Annotated in this window: 24 protein-coding genes; 16 read left to right on the top strand and 8 right to left on the bottom strand. The window is 68.9% G+C overall.

The genetic code is table 11. From position 1 onward, the window contains the following. The first annotated feature begins 178 nt into the window (after positions 1 to 178). Positions 179 to 391, top strand: a complete 213-nt coding sequence (locus AQJ27_RS07330; protein WP_054231569.1) for a hypothetical protein — start codon at positions 179 to 181, stop codon at positions 389 to 391. Positions 392 to 471: 80 nt separating this feature from the next. Here the strand turns inward: AQJ27_RS07330 and AQJ27_RS07335 are convergent, their stop codons facing one another. The 3 genes from AQJ27_RS07335 to AQJ27_RS07345 all read right to left on the bottom strand — a co-directional run bounded on the left by AQJ27_RS07335 (position 472) and on the right by AQJ27_RS07345 (position 3,106). Further along, entirely contained in the window at positions 472 to 1,566 is a 1,095-nt protein-coding gene (locus AQJ27_RS07335; RefSeq protein WP_067363531.1) for a S1C family serine protease, read from the bottom strand. A gap of 128 nt (positions 1,567 to 1,694) precedes the next feature. Continuing rightward, a complete protein-coding gene (locus AQJ27_RS07340; protein WP_067363534.1) occupies positions 1,695 to 2,396 on the bottom strand; it encodes a class I SAM-dependent methyltransferase in 702 nt (233 codons plus the stop codon). Positions 2,397 to 2,479: 83 nt separating this feature from the next. Then, positions 2,480 to 3,106, bottom strand: coding sequence for a DUF3043 domain-containing protein (locus AQJ27_RS07345; protein WP_079064850.1), 627 nt, complete (start codon positions 3,104 to 3,106; stop codon positions 2,480 to 2,482). Between the two features lie 246 nt (positions 3,107 to 3,352). Between AQJ27_RS07345 and AQJ27_RS07350 the strand changes: the two genes are divergently transcribed. From AQJ27_RS07350 to AQJ27_RS07365, 4 genes are all read left to right on the top strand, one after another. After that, positions 3,353 to 4,144, top strand: coding sequence for a PspA/IM30 family protein (locus AQJ27_RS07350; protein ID WP_067363540.1), 792 nt, complete (start codon positions 3,353 to 3,355; stop codon positions 4,142 to 4,144). A gap of 30 nt (positions 4,145 to 4,174) precedes the next feature. Next, on the top strand, positions 4,175 to 4,453 hold the full coding sequence (gene pspAA, locus AQJ27_RS07355) for a PspA-associated protein PspAA (RefSeq protein WP_067363543.1): 279 nt from the start codon (positions 4,175 to 4,177) through the stop codon (positions 4,451 to 4,453). Positions 4,454 to 4,857: 404 nt separating this feature from the next. Continuing rightward, positions 4,858 to 6,081: a sensor histidine kinase gene (locus AQJ27_RS07360; RefSeq protein ID WP_067363545.1), complete on the top strand. Its 1,224-nt coding sequence runs from the start codon at positions 4,858 to 4,860 to the stop codon at positions 6,079 to 6,081. Then, entirely contained in the window at positions 6,078 to 6,761 is a 684-nt protein-coding gene (locus AQJ27_RS07365) for a response regulator (protein WP_060895957.1), read from the top strand. Before AQJ27_RS07360 ends, AQJ27_RS07365 begins: the two co-directional genes overlap by 4 nt. 58 nt (positions 6,762 to 6,819) lie before the next feature. Here AQJ27_RS07365 and nadA read toward each other — a convergent pair whose 3' ends face one another. After that, positions 6,820 to 8,004, bottom strand: coding sequence for a quinolinate synthase NadA (gene nadA, locus AQJ27_RS07370; RefSeq protein ID WP_067364751.1), 1,185 nt, complete (start codon positions 8,002 to 8,004; stop codon positions 6,820 to 6,822). 317 nt (positions 8,005 to 8,321) lie between these two features. On the opposite strand from nadA, the gene AQJ27_RS07375 reads away from it, so the two are divergent. Next, positions 8,322 to 8,678, top strand: coding sequence for a HesB/IscA family protein (locus AQJ27_RS07375; RefSeq protein WP_067363548.1), 357 nt, complete (start codon positions 8,322 to 8,324; stop codon positions 8,676 to 8,678). A gap of 111 nt (positions 8,679 to 8,789) precedes the next feature. On the opposite strand, the gene AQJ27_RS07380 is transcribed toward AQJ27_RS07375, so the two are convergent. Continuing rightward, positions 8,790 to 10,349, bottom strand: a complete 1,560-nt coding sequence (locus tag AQJ27_RS07380) for a hypothetical protein (RefSeq protein ID WP_167552112.1) — start codon at positions 10,347 to 10,349, stop codon at positions 8,790 to 8,792. Between the two features lie 98 nt (positions 10,350 to 10,447). Further along, positions 10,448 to 10,663: a hypothetical protein gene (locus AQJ27_RS07385; protein ID WP_067363554.1), complete on the bottom strand. Its 216-nt coding sequence runs from the start codon at positions 10,661 to 10,663 to the stop codon at positions 10,448 to 10,450. Between the two features lie 134 nt (positions 10,664 to 10,797). Between AQJ27_RS07385 and AQJ27_RS07390 the strand changes: the two genes are divergently transcribed. Then, on the top strand, positions 10,798 to 11,772 hold the full coding sequence (locus AQJ27_RS07390) for a carbohydrate kinase family protein (protein WP_067363557.1): 975 nt from the start codon (positions 10,798 to 10,800) through the stop codon (positions 11,770 to 11,772). A gap of 25 nt (positions 11,773 to 11,797) precedes the next feature. On the opposite strand, the gene AQJ27_RS07395 is transcribed toward AQJ27_RS07390, so the two are convergent. Beyond that, positions 11,798 to 13,189 (bottom strand): cysteine desulfurase/sulfurtransferase TusA family protein, encoded by a 1,392-nt coding sequence (locus AQJ27_RS07395; RefSeq protein WP_067363560.1) that lies wholly within the window; start codon positions 13,187 to 13,189, stop codon positions 11,798 to 11,800. A gap of 332 nt (positions 13,190 to 13,521) precedes the next feature. Here AQJ27_RS07395 and ctaC point away from each other — a divergent pair, with 332 nt between their 5' ends. From ctaC to AQJ27_RS07415, 4 genes are all read left to right on the top strand, one after another. After that, positions 13,522 to 14,481, top strand: a complete 960-nt coding sequence (gene ctaC, locus AQJ27_RS07400; protein WP_067363563.1) for an aa3-type cytochrome oxidase subunit II — start codon at positions 13,522 to 13,524, stop codon at positions 14,479 to 14,481. Then, entirely contained in the window at positions 14,478 to 16,214 is a 1,737-nt protein-coding gene (gene ctaD, locus AQJ27_RS07405) for an aa3-type cytochrome oxidase subunit I (RefSeq protein WP_054231556.1), read from the top strand. Before ctaC ends, ctaD begins: the two co-directional genes overlap by 4 nt. Then, positions 16,211 to 16,609 (top strand): cytochrome c oxidase subunit 4, encoded by a 399-nt coding sequence (locus AQJ27_RS07410; protein ID WP_067363566.1) that lies wholly within the window; start codon positions 16,211 to 16,213, stop codon positions 16,607 to 16,609. The genes ctaD and AQJ27_RS07410 overlap by 4 nt, the downstream gene beginning before the upstream one ends. Before the next feature lie 150 nt (positions 16,610 to 16,759). After that, positions 16,760 to 18,022, top strand: coding sequence for a L,D-transpeptidase (locus AQJ27_RS07415; RefSeq protein ID WP_067363569.1), 1,263 nt, complete (start codon positions 16,760 to 16,762; stop codon positions 18,020 to 18,022). A gap of 65 nt (positions 18,023 to 18,087) precedes the next feature. Here the strand turns inward: AQJ27_RS07415 and AQJ27_RS07420 are convergent, their stop codons facing one another. Further along, on the bottom strand, positions 18,088 to 18,489 hold the full coding sequence (locus tag AQJ27_RS07420; RefSeq protein ID WP_067363572.1) for a response regulator: 402 nt from the start codon (positions 18,487 to 18,489) through the stop codon (positions 18,088 to 18,090). A gap of 193 nt (positions 18,490 to 18,682) precedes the next feature. Here AQJ27_RS07420 and ctaE point away from each other — a divergent pair, with 193 nt between their 5' ends. The 5 genes from ctaE to trpD all read left to right on the top strand — a co-directional run bounded on the left by ctaE (position 18,683) and on the right by trpD (position 24,123). Continuing rightward, positions 18,683 to 19,303, top strand: coding sequence for an aa3-type cytochrome oxidase subunit III (ctaE, locus tag AQJ27_RS07425; protein ID WP_067363575.1), 621 nt, complete (start codon positions 18,683 to 18,685; stop codon positions 19,301 to 19,303). A gap of 92 nt (positions 19,304 to 19,395) precedes the next feature. Then, on the top strand, positions 19,396 to 20,205 hold the full coding sequence (gene qcrC, locus AQJ27_RS07430) for a cytochrome bc1 complex diheme cytochrome c subunit (RefSeq protein ID WP_067363578.1): 810 nt from the start codon (positions 19,396 to 19,398) through the stop codon (positions 20,203 to 20,205). Further along, the gene (gene qcrA, locus AQJ27_RS07435) at positions 20,202 to 21,266 is read left to right on the top strand and encodes a cytochrome bc1 complex Rieske iron-sulfur subunit (RefSeq protein ID WP_067363581.1); all 1,065 of its coding nucleotides are present in this window, start codon (positions 20,202 to 20,204) and stop codon (positions 21,264 to 21,266) included. The genes qcrC and qcrA overlap by 4 nt, the downstream gene beginning before the upstream one ends. Next, entirely contained in the window at positions 21,263 to 22,903 is a 1,641-nt protein-coding gene (gene qcrB / locus AQJ27_RS07440; RefSeq protein ID WP_067363585.1) for a cytochrome bc1 complex cytochrome b subunit, read from the top strand. The genes qcrA and qcrB overlap by 4 nt, the downstream gene beginning before the upstream one ends. Positions 22,904 to 23,058: 155 nt before the next feature. Further along, positions 23,059 to 24,123, top strand: a complete 1,065-nt coding sequence (gene trpD / locus AQJ27_RS07445; RefSeq protein ID WP_067363588.1) for an anthranilate phosphoribosyltransferase — start codon at positions 23,059 to 23,061, stop codon at positions 24,121 to 24,123. Positions 24,124 to 24,163 lie beyond the last annotated feature (40 nt).

Below are 24,163 nucleotides of genomic sequence, written 5' to 3' on the forward strand. Positions count from 1 at the left end.
GTGGGTGGCGCGCGTTCGGGTACAGCGCCCGTAGACGCGCGGGAGCGTTCACGACCCGCGACGCGTGCCGCGACTCGCGATCTTCTGTTCCACACCCGGCTCAGCGCCTAGGCTTCGGACGGGAGCCGGATCTTGTGCGGCTTCCGCTGTGCAGTGTGCTCATACCTGGGAGGCGTACATGGCGGCATGGACGTGGCGGTTCGAGAAGTCCGACGGGACAGAGGTCCAACCCGCGGTACAGCCCGAGGAGTTCACCACACAGGGGGACGCGGAGTCCTGGATCGGCGAGGTCTGGAAGGACCTCCTGGAGGGCGGCGCGGACCAGGTGTTCCTCTTCGAGGACAGCACGAAGATCTATGGACCGATGAGCCTGCACGCCGAACCGGAGTAGGCCGGCCGGGGTTGCCGGGACCGCTCCCGGCAACCCCCTTCACCGTGCGTCAACCCCTCGCCGTCGCGTTCACTCCGTACCTACTGCTCACCCAGCCGCACACCGACCGTCCGCTCGGCCCCGTCCCGGACGAACGTCACCCGCGTCCGCTGGCCCGGCTTGTCGGCCGCGAGCGCCTCGGCGAGCGAGGTGAGGGTGGTGATGTCGTTCGTGCCGATCCGGGTGATGATGTCGCCGGGCCGGATGCCCGCCGTGTCGGCCGCGCCGCCGGGCTTCACCTCGACCACGGCGACACCCGCGGGCGCATAGGTCTCGTCGAGCACGGTACGGCCGGTGATGCCGAGCGCGGCCCGTCCCGAGTCGGTGACCTTGCCGGTCTTGATGATCTGGTCGGCGATCGTCCGCACCATCGAGGCGGGGATCGCGAATCCGATACCGGGCGCCGTGCCGCCCCCGAGGCTCGGGTCCGTCGCGGCCAGCGTGGGAATGCCGATGACCTGCCCGTTCAGGCCGACGAGCGCGCCGCCGCTGTTGCCCGGGTTGATCGCGGCCGACGTCTGCACCATGTTGGCGATGGTGGCCCCCGTCCCGTCGCCGTTGCCGCCCTCGCTGACGGTGCGGCCGGTCGCCGACACGATGCCCTCGGTCACGCTGGACGACAGCCCGAGCGGCGAGCCCATCGCCAGCACGATCTGGCCGACCTGGACCTTCTCCGAGTTCCCGATGGTGGCCGCCTTCAGCCCGCTCGGCACCTTGTCCAGCTTGATGACGGCGAGGTCCTGGCCCGGGTAGGTGTACACGAGGTTGGCCGTCAGCACGTTCTGGCTGTTGGCCGTCGTCACCCTGAACGTCTTCTCGGTCCCGACCACGTGCGCGTTGGTGACGATGTGTCCCCGGTCGTCGTACACCACCCCCGAGCCCAGTTCGTCGCTGGCCTGGATCTGCACCACCGAAGGCAGGACGTTCTTGATCACCTTCAGGTACGCGTTCTGCAGGTCGTCGGCCGCGAGCGGGACGAAGGCCTGCGTCGTCCCGTCCTTCGTCCCGTCCTTCTTGACGGGCGACCCGGCGTCGGAACAGCCGGAGAGCAGGGCGGCGGCGCAGGCGAGGACGGTGATGACGAGGGCGGTTATGGGGAGCAGCGGACGCGACACGGGGGCACGGGTGACAGCCATGTCCCGAGTGTCCCTTTCGCGGCTCTGCTCCGGCTCGCGGTGCAGGGCCGAACAGGGGGCGACCAGGAAGCGATCGGGACAGCGATCAGTCCGGTACGCCGCGCAGACGCATCAGCCGCGCAGACGCGTCAGCCGCGTACGCCGCAGAGATGCAGCAGGGCCGCCACCTGGCGATAGGGGTCCGTCCGTCCGGCCCGCTCCTCGGCGGCCAGGAGAGTCTCCGCGTCCTCGGGGACGGGGGTCCCGTCGGGCGCCGTGTCGGTGAAGACCCGCACGCCGTACCAGGCGTGCAACGCCGCCCCGATCCCCGCGAGCGTCGACGTCAGCGTGGCGAGCCGGTCCGCGCGGACGGCGAGGCCGAGCCGATTGACGTAGGCGTCCGTGTCGAACGCGGCCACGGTCGCCGTCCAGTCCCCGGACAGGCCCGGCCGCATGGCCAGCGCGTCGGCGTTGCGCACCAGCAGCGAGAGCAGCCCGCCCGGCGCCAGCATCCGCGCCAGCCCCGCGAGGAGCGGGTCCGGCTCCTCCACGTACATGAGTACGCCGTGGCACAGCACCACGTCGAAGCTGCCGGGCAGGAAGTGCACACCCGTCTCGCGGCCGTCGCCCTCGATGAGTCGCACCCGGCTCCGGATGCCCTCGGGCTCGGCGGCCAGCGCCTCCCGGGCCACGGCGAGCATCTTCGCGTCCTGCTCGAGGCCGGTCACCTGATGCCCGGCCCGGGCCAGCCGCAGCGCCTGCGTGCCCTGGCCCATACCGACGTCGAGCACCCGCAACCGCTGTCCCACCGGGAACCGGCCGGCTATCTGCTCGTCGAGCTGCCGGGCCACCAGCTCCTGTCGTACGACATCACGCAGTCCGCCCAGCTTGCTCAGCCAGGCATCCGCCGCGCCCCCGGAGAACGATGTCGCGCTCAGGGCCGCTCTCCGCGCTTGACCTGCGGCTTCGGCAGCCGGAGGCGACGCATCTGGAGAGTGCGCATCAGCGCGTAGGCGACCGCGCCCTTCTTGGGCACGTCGGGGAAGCGGGCGGCCAGCTGCTTCTTCAGGCGGATCGCGATGCCGATCGAGTCGACCACGATCATCACGATCACCACGAGCCACAGCAGCAGCGCGATGTTCTGCAGCGAGCCCACCCGCACCATGCTCAGCACGAGGATGACCACGGCCATCGGCAGGAAGAACTCCGCGACACAGAAGCGCGAGTCCACGAAGTCGCGTGCGAACTTCCGCACCGGCCCCTTGTCACGGGCGGGCAGATAGCGCTCGTCGCCGTTGGCCAGGGCCTGGCGCTGCTTCTCCATCTGGACACGACGATCGTCGCGCTGCCGCTTGGCCGCCTCCTTGCGCGTCGTCGGCGTCTGGGCGACGCTGCGACGCTGGGTCTGGGCCTCACTGCGCTTGGGCGTGGGGCGGCCCTTGGGGGCCTGCGGGTCACGGGTCTGCTTGGAGTCGGTCACCTGCGCCTTGTCGGCGGGGGCCTTCTCTTCCTTGGCACGGCTACGGAACACAAAACCCAAGGGTACGGGGTGCGGCGGCATGGACGTCGTTCGAGTGGGGAACGATCCGGCAACACCGTGCGTCTGTAGTGGGACAGAGGGGACGTTGTGTACGGGTGGACCCCGAGTCCCACCTACTCCCTACGCCGGAGCGGTGCCGTACGCAGTCGTCCTTGGGGATGAGCGCATCCATCCCCGAACAGTGCGGTAATGGATGCAGGGCCCGTACTGTGGGTTCTGTTGCAGTACCTGGAGCTGGAGTCCGTCAGAAGGGGGCGCGCGAAGCCCATGAGCGGTGTCATGAAGCGTATGGGGATGATCTTCCGCGCGAAGGCGAACAAGGCCCTTGACCGGGCCGAGGACCCGCGCGAAACCCTCGATTACTCGTACCAGAAGCAGCTGGAGCTGCTGCAGAAGGTGCGCCGCGGCGTCGCGGACGTGGCGACCAGCCGCAAGCGCCTCGAACTTCAGCTGAACCAGCTCCAGAACCAGTCCACCAAGCTGGAGGACCAGGGCCGCAAGGCGCTCGCGCTCGGCCGGGAGGACCTGGCCCGCGAGGCGCTCTCCCGCCGTGCGGCGCTCCAGCAGCAGGTGACGGACCTGGAGACGCAGCACCAGACCCTCCAGGGCGAGGAGGAGAAGCTCACCCTCGCGGCGCAGCGGCTCCAGGCCAAGGTGGACGCCTTCCGCACCAAGAAGGAGACCATCAAGGCGACCTACACGGCGGCCCAGGCGCAGACCCGCATCGGAGAGGCCTTCTCCGGCATCTCCGAGGAGATGGGCGACGTCGGCATGGCGATCCAGCGCGCCGAGGACAAGACCGCGCAGCTGCAGGCCCGCGCCGGCGCCATCGACGAGCTGCTCGCCTCCGGTGCGCTCGACGACCAGTCCGGTCTGGCCAAGGACGACATCCAGAGCGAGCTGGACCGGCTCTCCGGTGGTACAGATGTGGAGCTGGAACTGCAGCGCATGAAGGCCGAGCTCGCCGGTGGTTCGCCGCAGCAGGCGATCGAGGGCGGCACGGGACAGTCCACGTCGCAGTCCCAGCCGCGGGACACCCCGCGCTTCGACAAGCAGTGACCCACACCTAGGGCGCCTGAGGAGGGCGACATGATCGTACGGATCATGGGGGAGGGGCAGGTGAGGTTGGACGACAGCCACCTCACCGAACTGAACAAGCTGGACGACGAGCTGCTCGCCGAGATGGAGAGCGGTGACGAGGCCGGCTTCCGCCGCACCCTGACCACTCTTCTGGACCAGGTCCGCCGCCTCGGCGCTCCGCTTCCCGACGACGCCCTCGAACCCTCCGACCTCATCCTGCCGTCCCCCGACGCGACCCTCGACGAGGTGCGCGCCATGCTGACCGACGAGGGCCTGATCCCCGGCTGACGGTTCCCTCCGGGGGCAGAGCTGGGGAAGCTCCTCAGCTCCGGGGCCGCCCGGCTCGCCCACGCAGTTCCCCGCCCCCCTGACCGAGGCTGCGCCCCGCGTCCCCCGCCCACCCGAAGTCCTTTGGCTGCGGGCCCGTGGGGGCTGGTCGCGCAGTTCCCCGCGCCCCTGAAAGCCCTGGGTCGTCCGGCGTTCCAGGGCGAGGCCGGTGACCGCACCCCACCCACCCCGACCCGCATCACTCAGCCCGTCCGGCGATTGAGGACGAGGCCGTTCAGGCCGATGCGGGGCTCTGGGGGCGGTAGCCCCCAGGGACGGGACGGGTAAGGGCGGCGGGGGCGAGAATCGTTGGGGTGCGGTGGCGACCGTTCCGCCCCCTGCAAGGGCCCCGTACCGTAAAACGGGTGAGCACCCTAGAGCGCACGAAGTTCAGACTCCGCGCGCACCCGATGGCACTGGACGCCGCTCTGGCGACCGGCGTACTCGTGACGATGATGGCCAGCTCCTTCATCGACCCCCACGGGGAGAACGGAGCGGCCTGGGGCACGCACACCCCGAACGTCCTCAGCCTCATCCTCATGGTGCTCAGCGCCGCCGCCCTGGTGTTCCGCCGCCGCGCTCCCAGAACCATCCTCGCCACGACCGGCGCCTTCTCCGCCGTGGAACTGGTCGCCAGCGACCCCAGAGCCCCGGTGGTGATGTCCGCCGTCGTCGCCCTCTACACCGTCGCGTCGGCCACGGACCGCCCCACCACCTGGCGCGTCGGCCTGCTCACGATGACGGTGCTGACGGCCTGCGCGATGCTGGTCGGCCCCCTGCCCTGGTACGCGCAGGAGAACCTCGCGATCTTCGCCTGGACGGGCATGGCCGCCGCCGCGGGTGACGCCGTGCGCAGCCGCCGCGCGTTCGTGCACGCCATCCGCGAGCGCGCCGACCGCGCCGAGCGCACCCGCGAGGAGGAGGCCCGCCGCCGGGTCGCCGAGGAGCGGCTGCGCATCGCCCGCGACCTGCACGACGTCGTCGCCCACCACATCGCCCTCGTCAACGTGCAGGCCGGAGTCGCGGCCCATGTGATGGACAAGCGCCCCGACCAGGCCAAGGAAGCCCTCGCGCACGTCCGCGAGGCCAGCCGCTCGGCCCTCAACGAACTGCGCGCCACCGTCGGCCTGCTGCGCCAGTCCGGCGACCCCGAGGCCCCCACGGAACCCGCCCCGGGCCTCGCCCGCCTCGACGAACTCGCCGACACCTTCCGCAACGCCGGACTGCCCGTCGAAGTCGCCCGCGCCGACCACGGCACCACCCTGCCCGCCGCCGTCGACCTCGCCGCGTACCGCGTCATCCAGGAAGCCCTCACCAATGTGCAGAAACACGCGGGCCCGGAGGCGAAGGCCGAGATCAGCGTCGTACGCGTGGGACCGAACGTGGAGGTGACCGTCCTCGACAACGGACCCGGGCAGGACGACGGCCCCGAGGAGGGCGGCGGGCACGGGCTGCTCGGGATGCGCGAGCGGGTCACCGCGCTCGGCGGCACCTGCACGACCGGTCCCCGCTACGGAGGCGGCTTCCGGGTCCATGCGATCCTTCCGGTCAAGAACCGCACCGCGCCCGCCCTGGGGGACTCCGCATGACCATCCGTGTCCTGCTCGCCGACGACCAGGCGCTGCTGCGCAGCGCGTTCCGTGTCCTCGTCGACTCCGAGCCCGACATGGAGGTGGTCGGCGAGGCGTCCGACGGCGCGGAGGCGCTGCGGCTCACCCGGGAGGTCCGCGCCGACGTGGTGTTGATGGACATCCGGATGCCGGGCACCGACGGTCTCGCCGCCACCCGGCTGATCAGCGCCGACCCGGGGCTCGCGCACGTACGGGTGGTCATGCTGACGACCTTCGAGGTCGACGAGTACGTGGTGCAGTCGCTGCGGGCCGGCGCCTCCGGCTTCCTCGGCAAGGGCGCGGAGCCGGAGGAGTTGCTGAACGCCATCCGGATCGCGGCGGGTGGCGAGGCACTGCTGTCCCCGGCGGCCACCAAGGGGCTGATCGCCAAGTTCCTTGCCCAGGGGGACGGTTCGGACGAGGGCCGGGACTCCGCCCGGGCCGAGCGGCTCGAGGCGCTCACCGGGCGCGAGCGCGAGGTGCTCGTCCAGGTCGCGGGAGGACACTCCAACGACGAGATTGCCGAGCGGCTCGAGGTCAGTCCGCTCACCGTGAAGACGCACGTGAACCGGGCCATGGCCAAGCTCGGCGCCCGCGACCGGGCCCAACTCGTCGTCATCGCCTACGAGTCGGGCCTGGTACGCCCGAGGGTGGAGTGATCCTGGTACGCCCGAGGGCGGAACGGTCTCCGCGTTACGGCAGCGCCGGCATCGTTCGCTACGGCAGCGCCAGCATCCGCTCCAGCGCCAGCTTCGCGAACGCCTCCGTCTCCTTGTCCACCTCGATGCGGTTGACCAGGTTGCCCTCGGCGAGGGACTCCAGGGTCCACACCAGGTGGGGGAGGTCGATGCGGTTCATGGTGGAGCAGAAGCAGACCGTCTTGTCGAGGAAGACGATCTCCTTGTCCTCGGCCGCGAAACGGTTCGCCAGGCGGCGGACCAGGTTCAGCTCCGTGCCGATCGCCCACTTGGAGCCGGCCGGGGCGGCCTCCAGGGCCTTGATGATGTACTCCGTGGAGCCGACGTAGTCCGCCGCCGACACGACCTCGTGCTTGCACTCGGGGTGGACGAGGACGTTCACGCCGGGGATGCGCTCGCGGACGTCGTTCACCGAGTCCAGCGAGAAGCGGCCGTGGACCGAGCAGTGGCCGCGCCACAGGATCATCTTGGCGTCGCGCAACTGCTCCGCGGTGAGGCCGCCGTTGGGCTTGTGGGGGTTGTAGAGGACGCAGTCCTCCAGGCTCATCCCCATGTCGCGGACGGCGGTGTTGCGACCGAGGTGCTGGTCGGGGAGGAAGAGGACCTTCTCACCCTGCTCGAACGCCCACTCCAGGGCCCGTTGGGCGTTGGAGGAGGTGCAGATCGTGCCGCCGTGCTTGCCGGTGAACGCCTTGATGTCGGCGGACGAGTTCATGTACGAGACGGGCACGACCTGCTCGGCTATCCCGGCCTCGGTCAGCACGTCCCAGCACTCGGCGACCTGTTCGGCCGTCGCCATGTCGGCCATGGAGCAGCCGGCCGCGAGGTCGGGGAGGACCACCTTCTGGTCGTCGGACGTCAGGATGTCCGCGGACTCCGCCATGAAGTGCACACCGCAGAAGACGATGTACTCGGCCTCCGGGCGTGCGGCGGCGTCGCGGGCCAGCTTGAAGGAGTCGCCCGTGACGTCGGCGAACTGGATGACCTCGTCGCGCTGGTAGTGGTGGCCGAGCACGAAGACCTTGTCCCCGAGTTTCTCCTTGGCCGCGCGGGCCCGCTCCACGAGGTCCGGGTCGGACGGCGAGGGCAGGTCTCCGGGACACTCCACGCCGCGCTCGCTCCTCGGGTCGGCCTCACGGCCGAGCAGCAGCAGGGCGAGGGGCGTCGGCTGTACGTCGAGCTCCTGGGTCTGGGCGGTGGTCACGACACGCACCCTTTCTGTTCTGCGGCTCGCTTGGATCACGGGGCGATCCAGCGGGACATTCGGACTAGCCTTTTCGTCGAAATGACGCTATCTATCATAACCGCTTCACGTCATGTTGACGACGGCCATAGTGTCGATGTGACGTGAATCCCGGAGGTTGTCCACAGGCCGCTGTCCGCGCTGCGGCGCGTGTGCGAGCATGGGAGACGAGAACGGAAAGACCACAGAAAGACAGACTCTCGGCCCGGAATGAATCCGCGGCCCCGGCGGTTGCAGACGTCGGCAAGCAGTCTCCGTACAACCCGGGAGAGAAGCAGATGTCCGTATCGGACGAGAAGACCACCGTGAGCGACGGCATCATGCTGTCCGACTCCGCCGCGGGCAAGGTCAAGGCCCTGCTCGACCAGGAAGGCCGCGACGATCTGGCGCTGCGCGTCGCCGTTCAGCCCGGCGGCTGCTCCGGTCTGCGCTACCAGCTCTTCTTCGACGAGCGCTCCCTCGACGGCGATGTCGTCAAGGACTTCGGTGGCGTCAAGGTCGTGACCGACCGCATGAGCGCTCCGTACCTGGGCGGCGCTTCCATCGACTTCGTCGACACCATCGAGAAGCAGGGCTTCACGATCGACAACCCGAACGCGACGGGCTCCTGCGCCTGCGGCGACTCCTTCAGCTGAGTCCCGGCCGACTGCTGAACAACGCGTACGAAGGCGGCGTCCCCCTCCGACAGGGACGCCGCCTTCGCGCATCCGGGGCCCTACGCGGAGCCACCCAGCCCGCTCCCGTGGCTACCGTGCCTGAGGCGTCTTCATCGCGGCGCCGGCCACCTTGCCCTCCGGGATCGGCGTGCCGTCCGAGCCGACGACCTTCCGGTCGCCGAGCGGCTGGTCGAGGTGCACCGTCTTCTCGTACACCTTGGCGATGAGGATGCAGATCTTGCCCTGCCACGGTGTCTCGGTCACCTTGACGGTCACCTTGTCCGTGCTCTCGCTCGCGGAGGCGGAGTAGTCCGCGCACACCCCGCCCGTGAAGCTCACGGTCAGGTCCTTGCCGTCGGCCGTGTAGCCCTGCACCTTGACGTCACGGGACGTCGGCGCCGCGGTCGGCCGCGGGCTGGGGGTGGCGGTCGGCGCCCGGGTCGGCTCCGGTGAGGGCAGGTACTTCGGGTCGACCGCCGGATGCGTCACCGTGAAGGCGGAGTCCGTGCCGGTCGGCCGTACCTCGAACAGCCAGGACGGCACCAGTGTCTGGTGCCCGGACACGAAGTGCGAGGCCAGCCCGAAGACGGCCTTCTCGACGGCCACCGACTCCCGCTTCGGCATCGCCGTCGACGCGCGGCACGGCGTCTCGTCACGGTCCTTCAGCGGTACGGCACTGGCGCAGCCGCCGGGTCCCACGCGCCCGCCGCCCGGCGTCGCGAGAGAGGCCGGGCCGTTCATCAGATCCAGGGTCCGGCTCGCGCTGATCACGGGATACGTGTCTCCCTCGGCCGGCATCTTCAGCAGGCCGTTGCCGCCCACCACCTGGCCGTCCGGGCCGACCTGGACGCCGGTCGTCCAGCCGTACGTGGGTAGGCCCCCGACCTTCGGGTCCGCGTTCACCACCCGTACGGCGCCCATGAGCTCGCTCGCGTCCAGCTTGGCGTCGTCCTGGCCCAGCGCCTTCAGCACGGGCACGGCGGCCTTCCTCGCGGCGGCCTCGGTCACCGCGTGGCTGCTGGGGGAGCCGGGGTCGCTCGTGCACACGGCGCCCTTGCAGTTGTCGGTGCCGGGCGCGTACCGGTTGAACGTCCAGGTTCCGGGGGCCTGCTGGTTCACCTGGAGGCTGGGTCCCGAGCCGTCCTTGTCCTGGCCGACCTTCCAGGTCTCGCCGGTGAGCTTCGGGGTGCCCGCGATGTCCAGGGCCTTCGCGAGACGAGCCACCTCGGCCGCCGTGACCTCGCCCTTCGCCGCGTAGACGGGCGCGGAGTCCGGACCGGCGGGCAGAGTGCCGTCCGCGTGGTAGGTCGCGCCGTAGGGATTGGGCTCGCCGGGCGCGATATCGCCCGTACCGGCCGTGCCACCCGTACCGCCCTCGGTGTAGCCGTCGAGGACCAGCGGCGGGGGAGTGCCGTCGGCGCCGGGGCTCGCGGAGCGGTCGCGGTCGCTCCCGCCGCCGGACGCGGTCGCGGCGAAGTAGGCCCCGCCGCCGCCGACGAGCAGCACCGCGGCCGCGACGGAGGCGACGGCCGCCGGGGAATGGCGGCGGCGCGGCTTCACCGGCTCGCCGCCGTCCTCGGGGGGCTCGGGCGCTTCGGTCTCGGGTCGCTCGGTGCTCACCGCATCGCTCCTTCTGGTCGTACACCGCATCCCCTTTACGGGGGACAGCGATGGGACGCAGCGGGGGAGCGCACGGTTCCCTGCGGGCGCCGTTCGGGGCCGCCCTTTTCGAGGACCTTCGGGTCCTGTCAGTCGCCGTAGTCGGACATCGCGTCCAGCAGACGGGCGGACGCGGGAGGCACGGTCACCCCGTGGATGCGCGACGGGGACACGGGAAGGTCGGGACGGGAGATGATCGGGTCCGGTGCCGCCCAGTCCCGGGCCACGGCGCCGTCGCCGCGCAGCGACGCCAGATCGCCTTCGAGGTCGTGCGGAGCGGAGCCGTGGATCTTGCGGTTCTTCATGACGGAACCGTATGCACGCCGAGTGTTACGAAGAAAGACCTACTATCGGGTAGTTTTGACCGCTTCAGAGGGCACGGGTCGACCGGGTAGCGTGAACTGTCAATCCCCTTCCGTCGCAGGAGCGTGTCCTCGCCGTGCGTATCGCAGTCACCGGCTCCATCGCCACTGACCACCTCATGACCTTCCCCGGCCGTTTCGCCGACCAGTTCGTCGCGGACCAGCTGCACACGGTCTCCCTGTCCTTCCTGGTCGACAACCTCGACGTACGCCGGGGTGGCGTCGGCGCGAACATCGCCTTCGGCATGGGACAGCTGGGCACCCGGCCGATCCTGGTCGGGGCCGCAGGCTCCGACTTCGACGACTACCGGGCGTGGCTCGACCGCCACGGCGTCGACACCGACTCGGTCCGGATCTCCGAGGTGCTGCACACCGCGCGCTTCGTGTGCACCACGGACTCCGACCACAACCAGATCGGCTCCTTCTACACGGGCGCGATGAGCGAGGCCCGGCTGATCGAGCTCAAGTCGGTCGCGGACCGGGTCGGCGGCCTCGACCTCGTCCTGATCGGCGCCGACGACCCGGAGGCGATGCTCCGCCACACGGAGGAGTGCCGTTCCCGCACGATCGCCTTCGCCGCCGATTTCTCGCAGCAGATCGCCCGTATGAACGGCGACGAGATCCGGATACTGCTGGACGGGGCGACCTACCTCTTCTCCAACGAGTACGAGAAGGGGCTCATCGAGTCCAAGACCGGCTGGAGCGACGAGGAGATCCTGTCGAAGGTCGGTCACCGTGTGACGACCCTCGGCGCACGGGGCGTGCGCATCGAGCGGGCCGGTGAGGACCCGATCGAGGTCGGCTGCCCGGACGAGGAGCGCAAGGCGGACCCGACGGGCGTCGGCGACGCGTTCCGCGCCGGTTTCCTCTCCGGCCTCGCCTGGGGAGTCTCCCTGGAGCGTGCCGCCCAGGTCGGCTGCATGCTCGCGACGCTGGTCATCGAGACGGTCGGCACCCAGGAGTACCAGCTGCGCCGCGCCCACTTCATGGACCGCTTCACCAAGGCGTACGGCGACGACGCGGCCATCGAGGTCAGGGCCCACCTGGCCTAGTCGGGACCCCGCCCGGCCGACCCGTCTAGGACACCCGGCGGACCACATAGGCGAAGCCGTGGTCCGCCGGCTCCTCCCCGACGTAGTCCTGCCCCCGCATCTCGCACCACGCCGGGATGTCCAGCCGGGCCGCCTCGTCGTCGGAGAGGACGCGAACCGTGCCGCCCACCGGCACGTCCCCGATGACCTTGGCCAGTTCGATGACCGGGATGGGGCAGAGCTTGCCGAGGGAGTCCACCACGAGCTCGTCGGAGTCGGAGGGCGACGGGGAGGGCGGCGCCGACGCCGTCGGGGCGCCGAGCTTCTCGCGTACGTCCGCGACCGCGTCCGGCAGCACCGACAGGAACCGGTCGACGTCCTCGGACGGCGTACCCGGTGGCAGCGAGACCCGGACGTTGCCCTCGCTCAGGACGCCCATCGCCTTCAGGACATGGCTCGGGGTCAGCGTGCTGCTCGTGCAGGAGGAGCCGGAGGAGACGGAGAAACCCGCCCGGTCCAGTTCGTGCAGGAGCGTCTCCCCGTCGACGTACAGGCAGGAGAAGGTGACGATCCCCGGGAGACGGTGAACCGCGTCCCCGACCACCTCGACGTCCGGGACCAGTTCGGGCACCCGTACGCGGATCCGTTCCGTCAGTTCCCGCAGACGCGCGGCCTCCGCGGCCGCCTCCGCCCGTACCGCGCGCAGCGACGCCGCCGCGGCCACCACGGCCGGGATGTTCTCGAAGCCCGCCGCCCGCCCCGACTCCCGCTCGTCCACGGGCCCTTGGGGAGCGAACCGCACCCCCTTGCGCACGACGAGCAGTCCGACCCCCGAAGGGCCGCCCCATTTGTGGGCACTTGCCGTCAGCAGGGACCAGTCGCCCTCCACCCGGCCCCAGGGCAGTGACTGCGCCGCGTCCACCAACAGCGGCACCCCCGCCGCCCGGCACGCCTCCGCGACCTCCCGCACCGGCTGCTCCGTGCCCACCTCGTGGTTGGCGGACTGGAGGCACGCGAGCGCGGTGTCGGGGCGCAGGGCGGCGGCGTAGGAGGAAGGGGAGACGGTGCCCGCGCGGTCGACGGGCACCGTCGTCACCGAGCCGCCCGCCGCCTCGTGGACCTCTGCCGAATGGAGTACCGACGAGTGTTCGACGGCTGACACGATCAGGTGGCGTCCGACGCGCCGGCGGCCCGCCAGCGCACCCTCGATCCCGGAGTGCACCGCCCGGGTGCCGGACGAGGTGAAGGTCAGCTCGTCCGGGCGGCACCCCACCGCCTCGGCCGCCGCCTCGCGCGCCGCGTCGAGCAACAGCCGGGCCCGCCGCCCCTCCCGGTAGAGCCGCGCGGGATCGGCCCACCCCTCGTCGAGCGAGGCCTGCAGGGCCTGCCGGGCGACGGGATGGAGAGGAGCAGCGGAAGCAGCATCGAAGTAGGCCACACCCCAACGCTAAAGCCCCGGTCAGGGCAGCGCCCCAAGGGGGCGCGAGGAACGGCGCGACAAGCCACAACGATCCCGCAGCCGCCGTGATGTCCCCCGTCCCGAGCTCCTGGGCGCCCCAAACCTCCGTCAGAAGTAGCCCGGAGCAGGGCAACCCACCCCCTTCGGTTGACCCGGCGGCGCGTTGGGCACCCTCCCCGCGCGACCCCAAATAGCGTCCAGTAGGGTTTGGTCCGCATAAACATCCAAACCCCTGCCCGACGCAGGGCGGCGACCGACCAGCGAGAAGGCCGCAGCCAACCGCGCGGGCGAGACTCTCGGGAAGGCGCTACGTGAGTCCCAACGGCTCCGACCGCTCGCCGCGGCGCCCGATGCGGCGGAAGCTGCTGCAGGCATTGACTGCGGGCCTGGTCCTGGCGACCGCCACCGGTTGCACATACAAGGACTTCCCCCGCCTTGGTATGCCCACCCCGACCACAGAAGAGGGTCCGCGGATCCTCTCCCTGTGGCAGGGGTCCTGGGCGGCCGCGCTCGCCGTTGGCGTGCTGGTGTGGGGCCTGATCCTGTGGAGTGTGTTCTTCCACCGGCGCAGTCGCACCAAGGTCGAAGTTCCTCCGCAGACCCGGTACAACATGCCCATCGAGGCGCTGTACACGGTGGTCCCGCTCATCATCGTCTCGGTGCTGTTCTACTTCACCGCCCGCGACGAGACGAAGCTCCTCAGCCTCAAGCAGAAGCCCGACGTCACGGTCAACGTGGTCGGCTATCAGTGGAGCTGGGGCTTCAACTACATCGAGGACGTTCCCGGTGTCACCGGCAACGCCAAGATCGACCCGAACCTGGCCGCCATTCCGGACCGGTTCAAGAAGGACTTCCCGGCGAACGCCGGCGGCGTCTACGAGGTCGGTACGCCGGGTGAGCGGAACCCGCAGACGGGCAACCCCGGTCCGACCCTCTGGCTGCCCAAGGGCAAGACGGTCCGCTTCGTCCTCACTTCGCGTGACGTCATCCACTCCTTCTGGGTGGTGCCGTTCCTGATGAAGATGGACGTCATCCCGGGCCACACCAACTCCTTCCAGGTGACCCCCAACAAGGAGGGCACCTTCCTGGGCAAGTGCGCCGAGCTGTGCGGCGTCGACCACTCCCGGATGCTCTTCAACGTGAAGGTCGTCTCCCCCGAGCGCTACGAGGCCCACCTCAAGCAGCTCGCGGCGCAGGGACAGACCGGTTACGTCCCGGCCGGCATTGAGCAGACGGGCCACGAGAAGAACCGGGAGACGAACAACCTGTGAGCATCCTCAACGAACCTCAGGGTGCCGGGGCAGCCGAAGACTCGTACGAGAACGAGCTGCCGGTGCGCCGCAAGCAGCCGGGCAACGTCGTGATCAAGTGGCTCACCACCACTGACCACAAGACGATCGGCACGCTCTACCTCGTCACGTCGTTCGCGTTCTTCTGCATCGGTGGCGTCATGGCGCTGCTGATGCGCGCCGAACTGGCGCGCCCCGGCACGCAGATCATGTCGAACGAGCAGTTCAACCAGGCGTTCACGATGCACGGCACGATCATGCTGCTGATGTTCGCGACGCCGCTGTTCGCCGGTTTCACGAACTGGATCATGCCGCTGCAGATCGGCGCGCCCGACGTGGCGTTCCCGCGGCTGAACATGTTCGCCTACTGGCTCTACCTGTTCGGCTCGCTCATCGCGGTCGGTGGCTTCCTCACCCCGCAGGGCGCGGCCGACTTCGGCTGGTTCGCCTACAGCCCGCTGTCGGACGCGGTCCGCTCGCCGGGTGTCGGCGCCGACATGTGGATCATGGGTCTGGCCTTCTCCGGCTTCGGCACGATCCTCGGTGCGGTCAACTTCATCACCACCATCATCTGCATGCGCGCCCCCGGCATGACGATGTTCCGCATGCCGATCTTCGTGTGGAACGTGCTGCTCACCGCGGTGCTGGTGCTGCTGGCCTTCCCCGTGCTGGCGGCGGCGCTGTTCGCGCTGGAGGCGGACCGAAAATTCGGTGCGCATGTGTTTGACGCCGCCAATGGCGGAGCCTTGCTATGGCAACACCTCTTCTGGTTCTTCGGCCATCCAGAGGTGTACATCATCGCTCTACCATTCTTCGGCATCATCTCCGAAGTCATCCCGGTGTTCTCCCGCAAGCCGATGTTCGGCTACATGGGCCTGATCGCCGCGACGATCTCCATCGCCGGTCTGTCCGTGACCGTGTGGGCGCACCACATGTACGTCACCGGTGGCGTACTGCTCCCGTTCTTCTCCTTCATGACGTTCCTCATCGCCGTACCGACAGGCGTGAAGTTCTTCAACTGGATCGGAACGATGTGGAAGGGGTCCTTGAGTTTCGAGACCCCGATGCTCTGGGCGGTCGGCTTCCTGATCACCTTCACCTTCGGTGGTCTGACCGGTGTCATCCTGGCCTCGCCGCCGATGGACTTCCACGTCTCGGACTCGTACTTCGTGGTGGCGCACTTCCACTACGTGATCTTCGGTACGGTCGTGTTCGCGATGTTCTCCGGATTCCACTTCTGGTGGCCGAAGTTCACCGGCAAGATGCTCGACGAGCGCCTCGGAAAGATCACCTTCTGGACGCTGTTCGTGGGCTTCCACGGCACGTTCCTGGTGCAGCACTGGCTGGGTGTCGAGGGCATGCCGCGTCGCTACGCGGACTACCTCGCCGCCGACGGCTTCACCGCGCTGAACACGATCTCGACGATCAGCTCGTTCCTGCTCGGCCTGTCGATCCTGCCGTTCTTCTACAACGTGTGGAAGACCGCCAAGTACGGCAAGAAGGTCGAGGTCGACGACCCGTGGGGTTACGGCCGCTCGCTGGAGTGGGCCACGTCCTGCCCGCCGCCGCGCCACAACTTCCTCACGTTGCCGCGGATCCGTTCCGAATCCCCGGCCTTCGACCTGCACCACCCGGAGATCGCCGCTCTCGACCAGCTCGAGAACGCCGGTCACGGTGAGAAGGCCCTCGCTGGTGGCAAGGAGGCCGGCAAGTGAAGGTCCAAGGCAAGATGTTCCTCTGGCTGGCTGCCTTCATCCTCGTCATCGCCATCGTCTATGGCGTGTGGTCGAAGGAGCCGGCCGGCACCACGGCGCTCTTCCTGGCCTTCGGCCTGAGCGTGATGATCGGCTACTACCTGGCCTTCACGGCCCGGCGGGTCGACCAGTTGGCGCAGGACAACGACGAGGCCGATGTCGCGGACGAGGCCGGCGAGGTGGGCTTCTTCAGCCCGCACAGCTGGCAGCCGCTCGCGCTCGGCATCGGCGGCGCACTCGCCTTCCTGGCCGTCGTCTTCGGCTGGTGGCTGCTGTACTTCGGGTTCCCGCTCATCCTGATCGGCCTGTGGGGCTGGGTCTTCGAGTACTACCACGGTGAGAACCGCACCCAGTAGCACGCACGCGGTCCCGTAGCGATCGCTGGACACCCCGGAAGCCCGGATTCTCCTGACGGAGAGTCCGGGCTTCCTCTTTTGCCGTACGTCGTATCCCCCGACCGGCTCACTCGCCGTGCCATGGTTGACGGGTGTTCATAGCGTGAGTCCATGAATCACGCACCGCGAATCCGCACGGTCGTCAGCCGCACCACGCTGGTGGTCGCCCTCGGCGCGGCCGCCGCTGCCTGCGGCGGAAGCGGCCACCCGCTCTCCGCCAGGCCGTACGACGCGGCGGGTCAGCTCTCCTTCACCGACGTGGTCGGCGACAGCCGCAAGGTCGACCCGGACAAGCCCCTGGAAATCACCTCCAAGGGCGACGAGGAGCGCATCACCGATGTGACGGCCGTCGACGCGTCGGGGCGCTATGTGGCGGGCGAACTCGCCGCCGACGGCTCCCGATGGCACAGCACCTCACCACTGGCCGCGGGCGCCCACTACACGGTGCACGTGAGCACGGAGGACCAGGACGGCGCCCCCGGCCGCCAGATCGTCGACTTCGAGACCACCGCGCCCACCACGAACAAGCCCCTGGGCGTGACCCTGGGGCCCGCCTCGGGCGAGTACGGCGTCGGTCAGCCCATCACCGCCGAACTCAGTGCCCCGGTCAAGGACAAGGCCGCTCGCGCGATCGTCGAGGGCGCCCTGAAGGTCGACTCCGTGCCCGCCGCGGAGGGCGCGTGGCACTGGGTGGACGACAAGACGCTGCACTACCGCCCCAAGGAGTACTGGCCCATCCACGCCACCATCCAGGCCCACAGCAACCTCAAGGGCATCAAGGTCGCCGACCGGCTCTGGGGCGGCGACGCGAAGCCCCTGACGCTCACCACGGGGGACCGCTTCGTCGCCGTCACGGACGCCGCCGCGCACTCCATGACGATCTACAAGAACGACCAGGTGATCAACCAGATCCCCGTCACCACCGGCAAGCCGGGCTACGAGACCCGCAACGGCGTCAAGGTCGTACTGAGCAAGGAGCCCTACGTACGCATGCGCGGTACCACCGTCGGCATCGCCGAGGGCAGCGCGGACTCCTACGACCTGCCCGTCTACTGGGCGACCCGGGTCACCTGGAGCGGCGAGTACGTGCACGCCGCGCCCTGGTCGGTGGGAGAGCAGGGGTCCGCCAACGTCAGCCACGGCTGTACCGGGATGAGCACCAGCAACGCCGAGTGGTTCTTCAAGAACGTCCGACCGGGCGACATCGTGAAGGTGCAGAACTCCAACGGTGACGCGATGACCCCGTTCAACAACGGCTTCGGCGACTGGAACGTCGCCTGGAAGGACTGGCGCAACGGCAGCGCCCTGACAGCGGGCACCCCAGAAGGCCCGAAGTTGACGGACCGGGCCCGCCTGCGTCCCGAGTCCGTGTGACCCAGACCCCCGCCACCGCGCCCCGAAAGGGGCGCGGGGCCTTGTTCTTCCGCGGCTCCGCGCTCTCAGGCGCCCTGGAGGGCCTTGCGACGGAGCAGCGAGGCCAACGCGGACGCGAACTCGACCGGGTCCACCGGAAGGGTCACCGCCGCGTCCGCACGGCTCCACGTGGCCAGCCAGGCGTCCTGAGGCCGCCCGATGAGCACCAGCACGGGCGGGCAGTTGAAGATCTCGTCCTTGATCTGCCGGCAGACGCCCATGCCGCCCATCGGAACCGCCTCACCGTCCAGCACACAGACGTCGATCCCGCCCTTGTCCAGCTCCGTCAGGACGGCGGCGGGCGTGGCGCACTCGATGAACTCGACCTGGGGGACGTCGGGGGCCGGTCTGCGGCCGGTCGCCAGCCGCACCTGCCCCCGGGTGTTGGAGTCGTCGCTGTAGACCAGCACCGTGGCGGTCGGCTGCATTGTTCCTCCACGCATCTAAGAAGCACGGCATTGCTCGGGAACTCCTGGTACCGATGGCGCGGATGCTACCCCCTCGAACACCCCGTCAACACCGGTTCGGACAGGGCTTCGATGGGCCATACGGGCTGGACACACCCCATCAACACCCCGAACGGCACCCCCGGGCGTGAGGGCGGGATAAGCGACCGACATAATGTCGGTCGTGGCGACAGCAACGACAGTAGAAACCGGGCACGCGCACCCGTCGGTCAATCGACCGAACCTCACCAGCGTCGGAACCATCATCTGGCTGAGTTCCGAGCTGATGTTCTTCGCGGCCCTCTTCGCGATGTACTTCACCCTGCGATCGGTGACCGGGCCGGATCACTGGAAAGAGATGGCGGGCCATCTCAACATCCCGTTCTCGGCCTCGAACACCACGATCCTGGTGCTCTCCTCCCTGACCTGCCAGCTCGGCGTCTTCGCCGCCGAGCGCGGGGACGTGAAGAAGCTCCGGATGTGGTTCATCGTCACGTTCGTGATGGGTGCGATCTTCATCGGCGGTCAGATCTTCGAGTACACCAATCTGGTCAAGGAGGACGGCATCTCGCTCTCCTCCGACCCGTACGGCTCGGTGTTCTACCTGACCACCGGCTTCCACGGCCTGCACGTGACGGGTGGCCTCATCGCCTTCCTGTTCGTTCTCGGCCGCACCTATGCGGCCAAGAGGTTCACTCACGAGCAGGCGACCGCCGCCATCGTCGTGTCCTACTACTGGCACTTCGTCGATGTCGTCTGGATCGGCCTCTTCGCCACGATCTACTTGATCAAGTAACCGGGCGGCGTCCGCGGCGAACCGATCGCACGCGACGAACCGATCCATTTCCAGAAGCATCGACGCAGAAGATCCTGACACCGGGGTAATCCGTGAAAAAGCTCTCCGCACGACGACGCCATCCGCTGGCGGCGGTCGTCGTCCTACTCCTCGCGCTGGCGGCCACCGGGGGGCTGTACGCCGCGTTCGCACCCGCGAGCAAGGCGCAGGCCGATACGACCGCCCAGTCCCTTGCCATCGACGAGGGCAAGAAGCTCTTCTCCGTGGGCTGCGCCAGCTGCCACGGAACCGGCGGTCAGGGGTCCTCCGACGGGCCGAGCCTGGTGGGTGTGGGCGCCGCGGCGGTCGACTTCCAGGTCGGCACCGGCCGCATGCCGGCCCAGCAGCCGGGCGCACAGATCGCGCGCAAGAAGGTCATCTACTCGCAGGCCGAGATCGACCAGCTCGCGGCGTACATCGCCTCGCTCGGCGCCGGTCCCACGATTCCGACGAAGAGCCAGGTCAGCCCCGAAGGCGCGGACATCGCCAAGGGCGGCGAACTCTTCCGTACGAACTGCGCGCAGTGCCACAACTTCACCGGCAAGGGTGGCGCGCTGACGCACGGCAAGTTCGCGCCGAGCCTTGAGGGTGTCGACCCCAAGCACATCTACGAGGCCATGCAGACCGGCCCGCAGAACATGCCGTCCTTCCCCGACACCACGCTGTCGGAGAAGAACAAGAAGGACATCATCGCGTACCTCAACGCGGTCAACGGTGACGACACCGAGAGCCCCGGCGGTCTGGAGCTGGGCGGCCTCGGGCCGGTCAGTGAAGGCCTCTTCGGCTGGATCTTCGGTCTTGGCGCCCTGGTCGCCGTCGCCGTCTGGGTCGCCGCTCGGACCGCAAAGGCCAAGAAGTCATGAGTAGCCAAGACATTCCAGAAGAGAACCTGCCCGCTGAGCAGGTCGACGAGCACGGTCACGGCGCGGTAGCCCTCGCGGACGAGACCAACCCGTTCGCGGACCCGGGCCTGCCGCCCCACGAGCACCGCATCCAGGACATCGACGAGCGGGCCGCCAAGCGGTCCGAGCGCGTCGTCGCCATGCTGTTCACGTTGTCGATGCTGGCCACCGTCGGCTTCATCGCCTCGTACGTGGCGATCCCGAGGGACAAGTCGATCTTCGTCTTCCCGCTCGGGCACATCAGCGCGCTGAACTTCGCGCTGGGGATGACCCTCGGTGTGGCGCTGTTCGCGATCGGCGCGGGCGCGGTCCACTGGGCCCGCACCCTGATGTCCGACGTGGAGATCGCCGACCAGCGTCACCCGATCGAGGCGGAGCCCGAGGTCAAGGCCAAGGTCCTGGCCGACTTCAAGGAGGGCGCCAAGGAGTCCGCGCTCGGCCGCCGCAAGCTGATCCGCAACACGATGTTCGGCGCGCTGGCCCTGTTCCCGCTCTCCGGCGTCATGCTGCTGCGTGACCTGGGCCCGCTGCCCGGCACCAAGCTGCGCCACACGCTCTGGTCCAAGGGCAAGCTGCTCGTCAACATGAACACGAACGAGCCGCTGCGCGCCTCCGACGTCGCCGTCGGCTCGCTCACCTTCGCCAAGCCCGAGGGCCTGGAGGAGCACGACGAGGACTTCCAGCTCCAGATCGCCAAGGCCGCCCTGATGATCGTCCGGCTCCAGCCGGAGAACATCAAGGACAAGCGCGAGCTCGCCTGGTCGCACGAGGGCATCGTGGCGTACTCGAAGATCTGCACCCACGTCGGTTGCCCGATCTCCCTGTACGAGCAGCAGACGCACCACGTGCTCTGCCCCTGCCACCAGTCCACCTTCGACCTCTCCGACGGTGCCCGAGTGATCTTCGGCCCGGCCGGTCACGCCCTGCCGCAGCTGCGCATCGGTGTGAACGAACAGGGCTACCTCGAAGCGCTCGGCGACTTCGAAGAGCCCGTCGGTCCTGCCTTCTGGGAGCGCGGATGAGCACTACCACCACTTCCGACTCGCGCCCCTCGCGCGAGAAGGCCCCGGCCGGCGAGAAAGTCGCCGACTGGGCCGATGGACGGCTCGGGATCTACTCCCTGGCCAAGTCCAACATGCGCAAGATCTTCCCCGACCACTGGTCGTTCATGCTGGGTGAGATCTGCCTCTACAGCTTCATCATCATCATCCTCACGGGTGTGTACCTGACGCTGTTCTTCCACCCGTCGATGAACGAGGTCACGTACCACGGCAGCTACGTCCCCCTGCAGGGACAGCTGATGTCCGAGGCGTTCAACTCGACCATGCACATCTCCTTCGAGGTGCGCGGTGGTCTGCTGGTCCGGCAGATCCACCACTGGGCGGCGCTGATCTTCCTCGCCGGCATGTTCGTGCACATGATGCGTGTGTTCTTCACGGGTGCGTTCCGCAAGCCGCGTGAGGTCAACTGGCTGTTCGGCTTCCTGCTGTTCGTCCTGGGCATGTTCACCGGCTTCACCGGTTACTCGCTCCCGGACGACCTGCTCTCCGGCACCGGTGTCCGCTTCATGGAGGGCGCGGTCCTGTCCGTGCCGGTCGTCGGCACGTACCTGGCGTTCTTCCTCTTCGGCGGCCAGTTCCCGGGCGGCGACTTCGTCGCGCGGTTCTACTCGGTCCACATCCTGCTGCTGCCGGGCATCATGCTCGGCCTGGTGGTCGGCCACCTGATCCTGGTCTTCTACCACAAGCACACGCAGTTCGCGGGTCCCGGAAAGACGAACAACAACGTCGTCGGCATGCCGCTGCTGCCGGTCTACATGGCCAAGGCCGGAGGGTTCTTCTTCCTGGTCTTCGGTGTCATCGCGGCCATCGCGGCCATCGCCTCGATCAACCCGATCTGGTCCATGGGCCCCTACCGTCCGGACATGGTGTCCACGGGCGCCCAGCCCGACTGGTACATGGGCTTCTCCGAGGGTCTGATCCGTGTCATGCCGGGCTGGGAGATCAACCTCTGGGGTCACACGCTCGTGCTGGGCGTGTTCATCCCGCTGGTGATCTTCCCGCTGGTCCTGGTCGCGATCGCGGTCTACCCGTTCATCGAGTCCTGGGTCACCGGCGACAAGCGTGAGCACCACATCCTGGACCGCCCGCGCAACGTCCCGACCCGGACCGCGTTCGGCGCCGCCTGGATCAGCTGGTACTTCGTCCTGCTCGTCGGTGGTGGCAACGACATCTGGGCCACGCACTTCCACCTGTCGATCAACTCGATCACCTGGTTCGTGCGTATCGGCTTCTTCGTGGTGCCGGTCATCGTGTTCGTCATCACCAAGCGGGTCTGCCTCGGCCTCCAGCGCCGGGACAAGGACAAGGTGCTGCACGGCCGCGAGTCGGGCATCATCAAGCGCCTGCCGCACGGTGAGTTCATCGAGGTGCACGAGCCGCTCAGCCAGGAGGCTCTGCACACGCTCACCGCGCACGAGCAGTACCAGCCCGCCGAGATCGGCGCGACGGTCGACGAGAACGGTGTCGAGCGCAAGGTGAAGGGCTCGGAGAGGCTGCGCTCCAAGCTCAGCGAGGGCTTCTACGGGGAGGACAGCCAGATCCCGAAGCCCACGGTCGAGGAGTACAAGGAGATCACGAGCGGCCACGGCCACCACTGATCTTCCGACCGGTTGACCGGTCTTCACTGATCGCCACGGCGAGAGCCTCCGTCCATTGCCTGGACGGGGGCTCTTTGCCGTCTCCGGGCCTGGATAGGGTGTTCCCATCCACACAAGGAGTCCCTTTGCCGGGACGACGGACCCAGGAGCGGCTTATGAGCGCTGTGAACCCCGCTGGAGGCAACACCGCGGCGGGCCGTTCCTGGCCCGTGGTGCTGAACGGCCTGCTCGAGGGACGCGACCAGAGCGCGGACGACACGGCCTGGGCGATGGACCGGATCATGAGCGGCGAGGCGACGGACGCGCAGATCGCCGGGTTCGCGGTGGCGCTGCGGGCCAAGGGCGAGACGGTCGAGGAGATCTCCGGTCTCGTCCGGACGATGTACGAGCACGCCAATGTGATCGAGGTGCCGGGGGACACCGTCGACATCGTCGGTACGGGCGGTGACGGCGCGAAGACGGTGAACATCTCCACGATGTCGTCGATCGTCGTGGCCGGGACCGGCGCCAAGGTCGTCAAGCACGGCAACCGGGCCGCCTCCTCCGCGTCCGGAGCCTCGGACGTCCTGGAGAAGCTCGGCGTCAATCTGGACCTGACGACGAAGCGGGTGGCCGAGGTCGCGGAGGAGGCCGGGATCACCTTCTGCTTCGCGGTGAAGTTCCACCCGGCGCTGCGTCATGTCGCGGCGGCCCGGGGGCAGTTGGGGATCCGGACCACGTTCAACGTGCTGGGTCCGCTGACGAACCCGGCGCGGGTGAAGGCGCAGGCCGTCGGAGTCGCGGACCTGCGCATGGCGCCGATCGTGGCGGGCGTGTTCGCCGAGCGCGGCAACTCCTCGCTCGTCTTCCGCGGCGACGACGGCCTGGACGAGCTGACCACCACCGCGACGTCCCGGGTCTGGGTCGTCCGCGACGGCAAGGTCACCGAGGAGCGCTTCGACCCGCGTGACGTCGGCCTCGAACTCGTCCCCGTGGAGGCCCTGCGCGGCGCCGACGCGTCCTACAACGCGGACGTCGCCCGTCGCCTGCTCAACGGCGAGACGGGGCCCGTACGGGACGCTGTGCTCCTGAACTCCGCGGCGGCCCTCGTCGCCCTGTCCCCGACCGACGCGCCGCTCGCGGACCAGCTCCGCGCCGGGATGGCGAAGGCGGCGGAGGCGATCGACTCGGGGGCGGCGAAGCGAACGCTGGAACGCTGGGTGGCTGCCAGCCAGGCGTAGGCCTCCGGAGGGGCCCGCTGCTTCGTCCGCGGGCCGGTGG

Origin of the sequence: Streptomyces olivochromogenes, from assembly GCF_001514115.1 — a bacterium.
Taxonomy (GTDB): domain Bacteria; phylum Actinomycetota; class Actinomycetes; order Streptomycetales; family Streptomycetaceae; genus Streptomyces; species Streptomyces olivochromogenes.

What these genes read in the sequence shown, in the direction of transcription:
- pspAA (WP_067363543.1), top strand. Translation starts at nt 4,175, where the DNA reads ATGATCGTACGGATCATGGGGGAGGGGCAGGTGAGGTTGGACGACAGC.
- AQJ27_RS07420 (WP_067363572.1), bottom strand. Translation starts at nt 18,489, where the DNA reads ATGCAGCCGACCGCCACGGTGCTGGTCTACAGCGACGACTCCAACACC.
- qcrB (WP_067363585.1), top strand. Translation starts at nt 21,263, where the DNA reads ATGAGCACTACCACCACTTCCGACTCGCGCCCCTCGCGCGAGAAGGCC.
- AQJ27_RS07385 (WP_067363554.1), bottom strand. Translation starts at nt 10,663, where the DNA reads ATGAAGAACCGCAAGATCCACGGCTCCGCTCCGCACGACCTCGAAGGC.
- AQJ27_RS07365 (WP_060895957.1), top strand. Translation starts at nt 6,078, where the DNA reads ATGACCATCCGTGTCCTGCTCGCCGACGACCAGGCGCTGCTGCGCAGC.
- trpD (WP_067363588.1), top strand. Translation starts at nt 23,059, where the DNA reads ATGAGCGCTGTGAACCCCGCTGGAGGCAACACCGCGGCGGGCCGTTCC.
- ctaE (WP_067363575.1), top strand. Translation starts at nt 18,683, where the DNA reads ATGTCGGTCGTGGCGACAGCAACGACAGTAGAAACCGGGCACGCGCAC.
- AQJ27_RS07375 (WP_067363548.1), top strand. Translation starts at nt 8,322, where the DNA reads ATGTCCGTATCGGACGAGAAGACCACCGTGAGCGACGGCATCATGCTG.
- AQJ27_RS07330 (WP_054231569.1), top strand. Translation starts at nt 179, where the DNA reads ATGGCGGCATGGACGTGGCGGTTCGAGAAGTCCGACGGGACAGAGGTC.
- AQJ27_RS07350 (WP_067363540.1), top strand. Translation starts at nt 3,353, where the DNA reads ATGAGCGGTGTCATGAAGCGTATGGGGATGATCTTCCGCGCGAAGGCG.
- AQJ27_RS07415 (WP_067363569.1), top strand. Translation starts at nt 16,760, where the DNA reads ATGAATCACGCACCGCGAATCCGCACGGTCGTCAGCCGCACCACGCTG.
- AQJ27_RS07345 (WP_079064850.1), bottom strand. Translation starts at nt 3,106, where the DNA reads ATGCCGCCGCACCCCGTACCCTTGGGTTTTGTGTTCCGTAGCCGTGCC.
- qcrA (WP_067363581.1), top strand. Translation starts at nt 20,202, where the DNA reads ATGAGTAGCCAAGACATTCCAGAAGAGAACCTGCCCGCTGAGCAGGTC.
- AQJ27_RS07335 (WP_067363531.1), bottom strand. Translation starts at nt 1,566, where the DNA reads ATGGCTGTCACCCGTGCCCCCGTGTCGCGTCCGCTGCTCCCCATAACC.
- AQJ27_RS07380 (WP_167552112.1), bottom strand. Translation starts at nt 10,349, where the DNA reads ATGCGGTGTACGACCAGAAGGAGCGATGCGGTGAGCACCGAGCGACCC.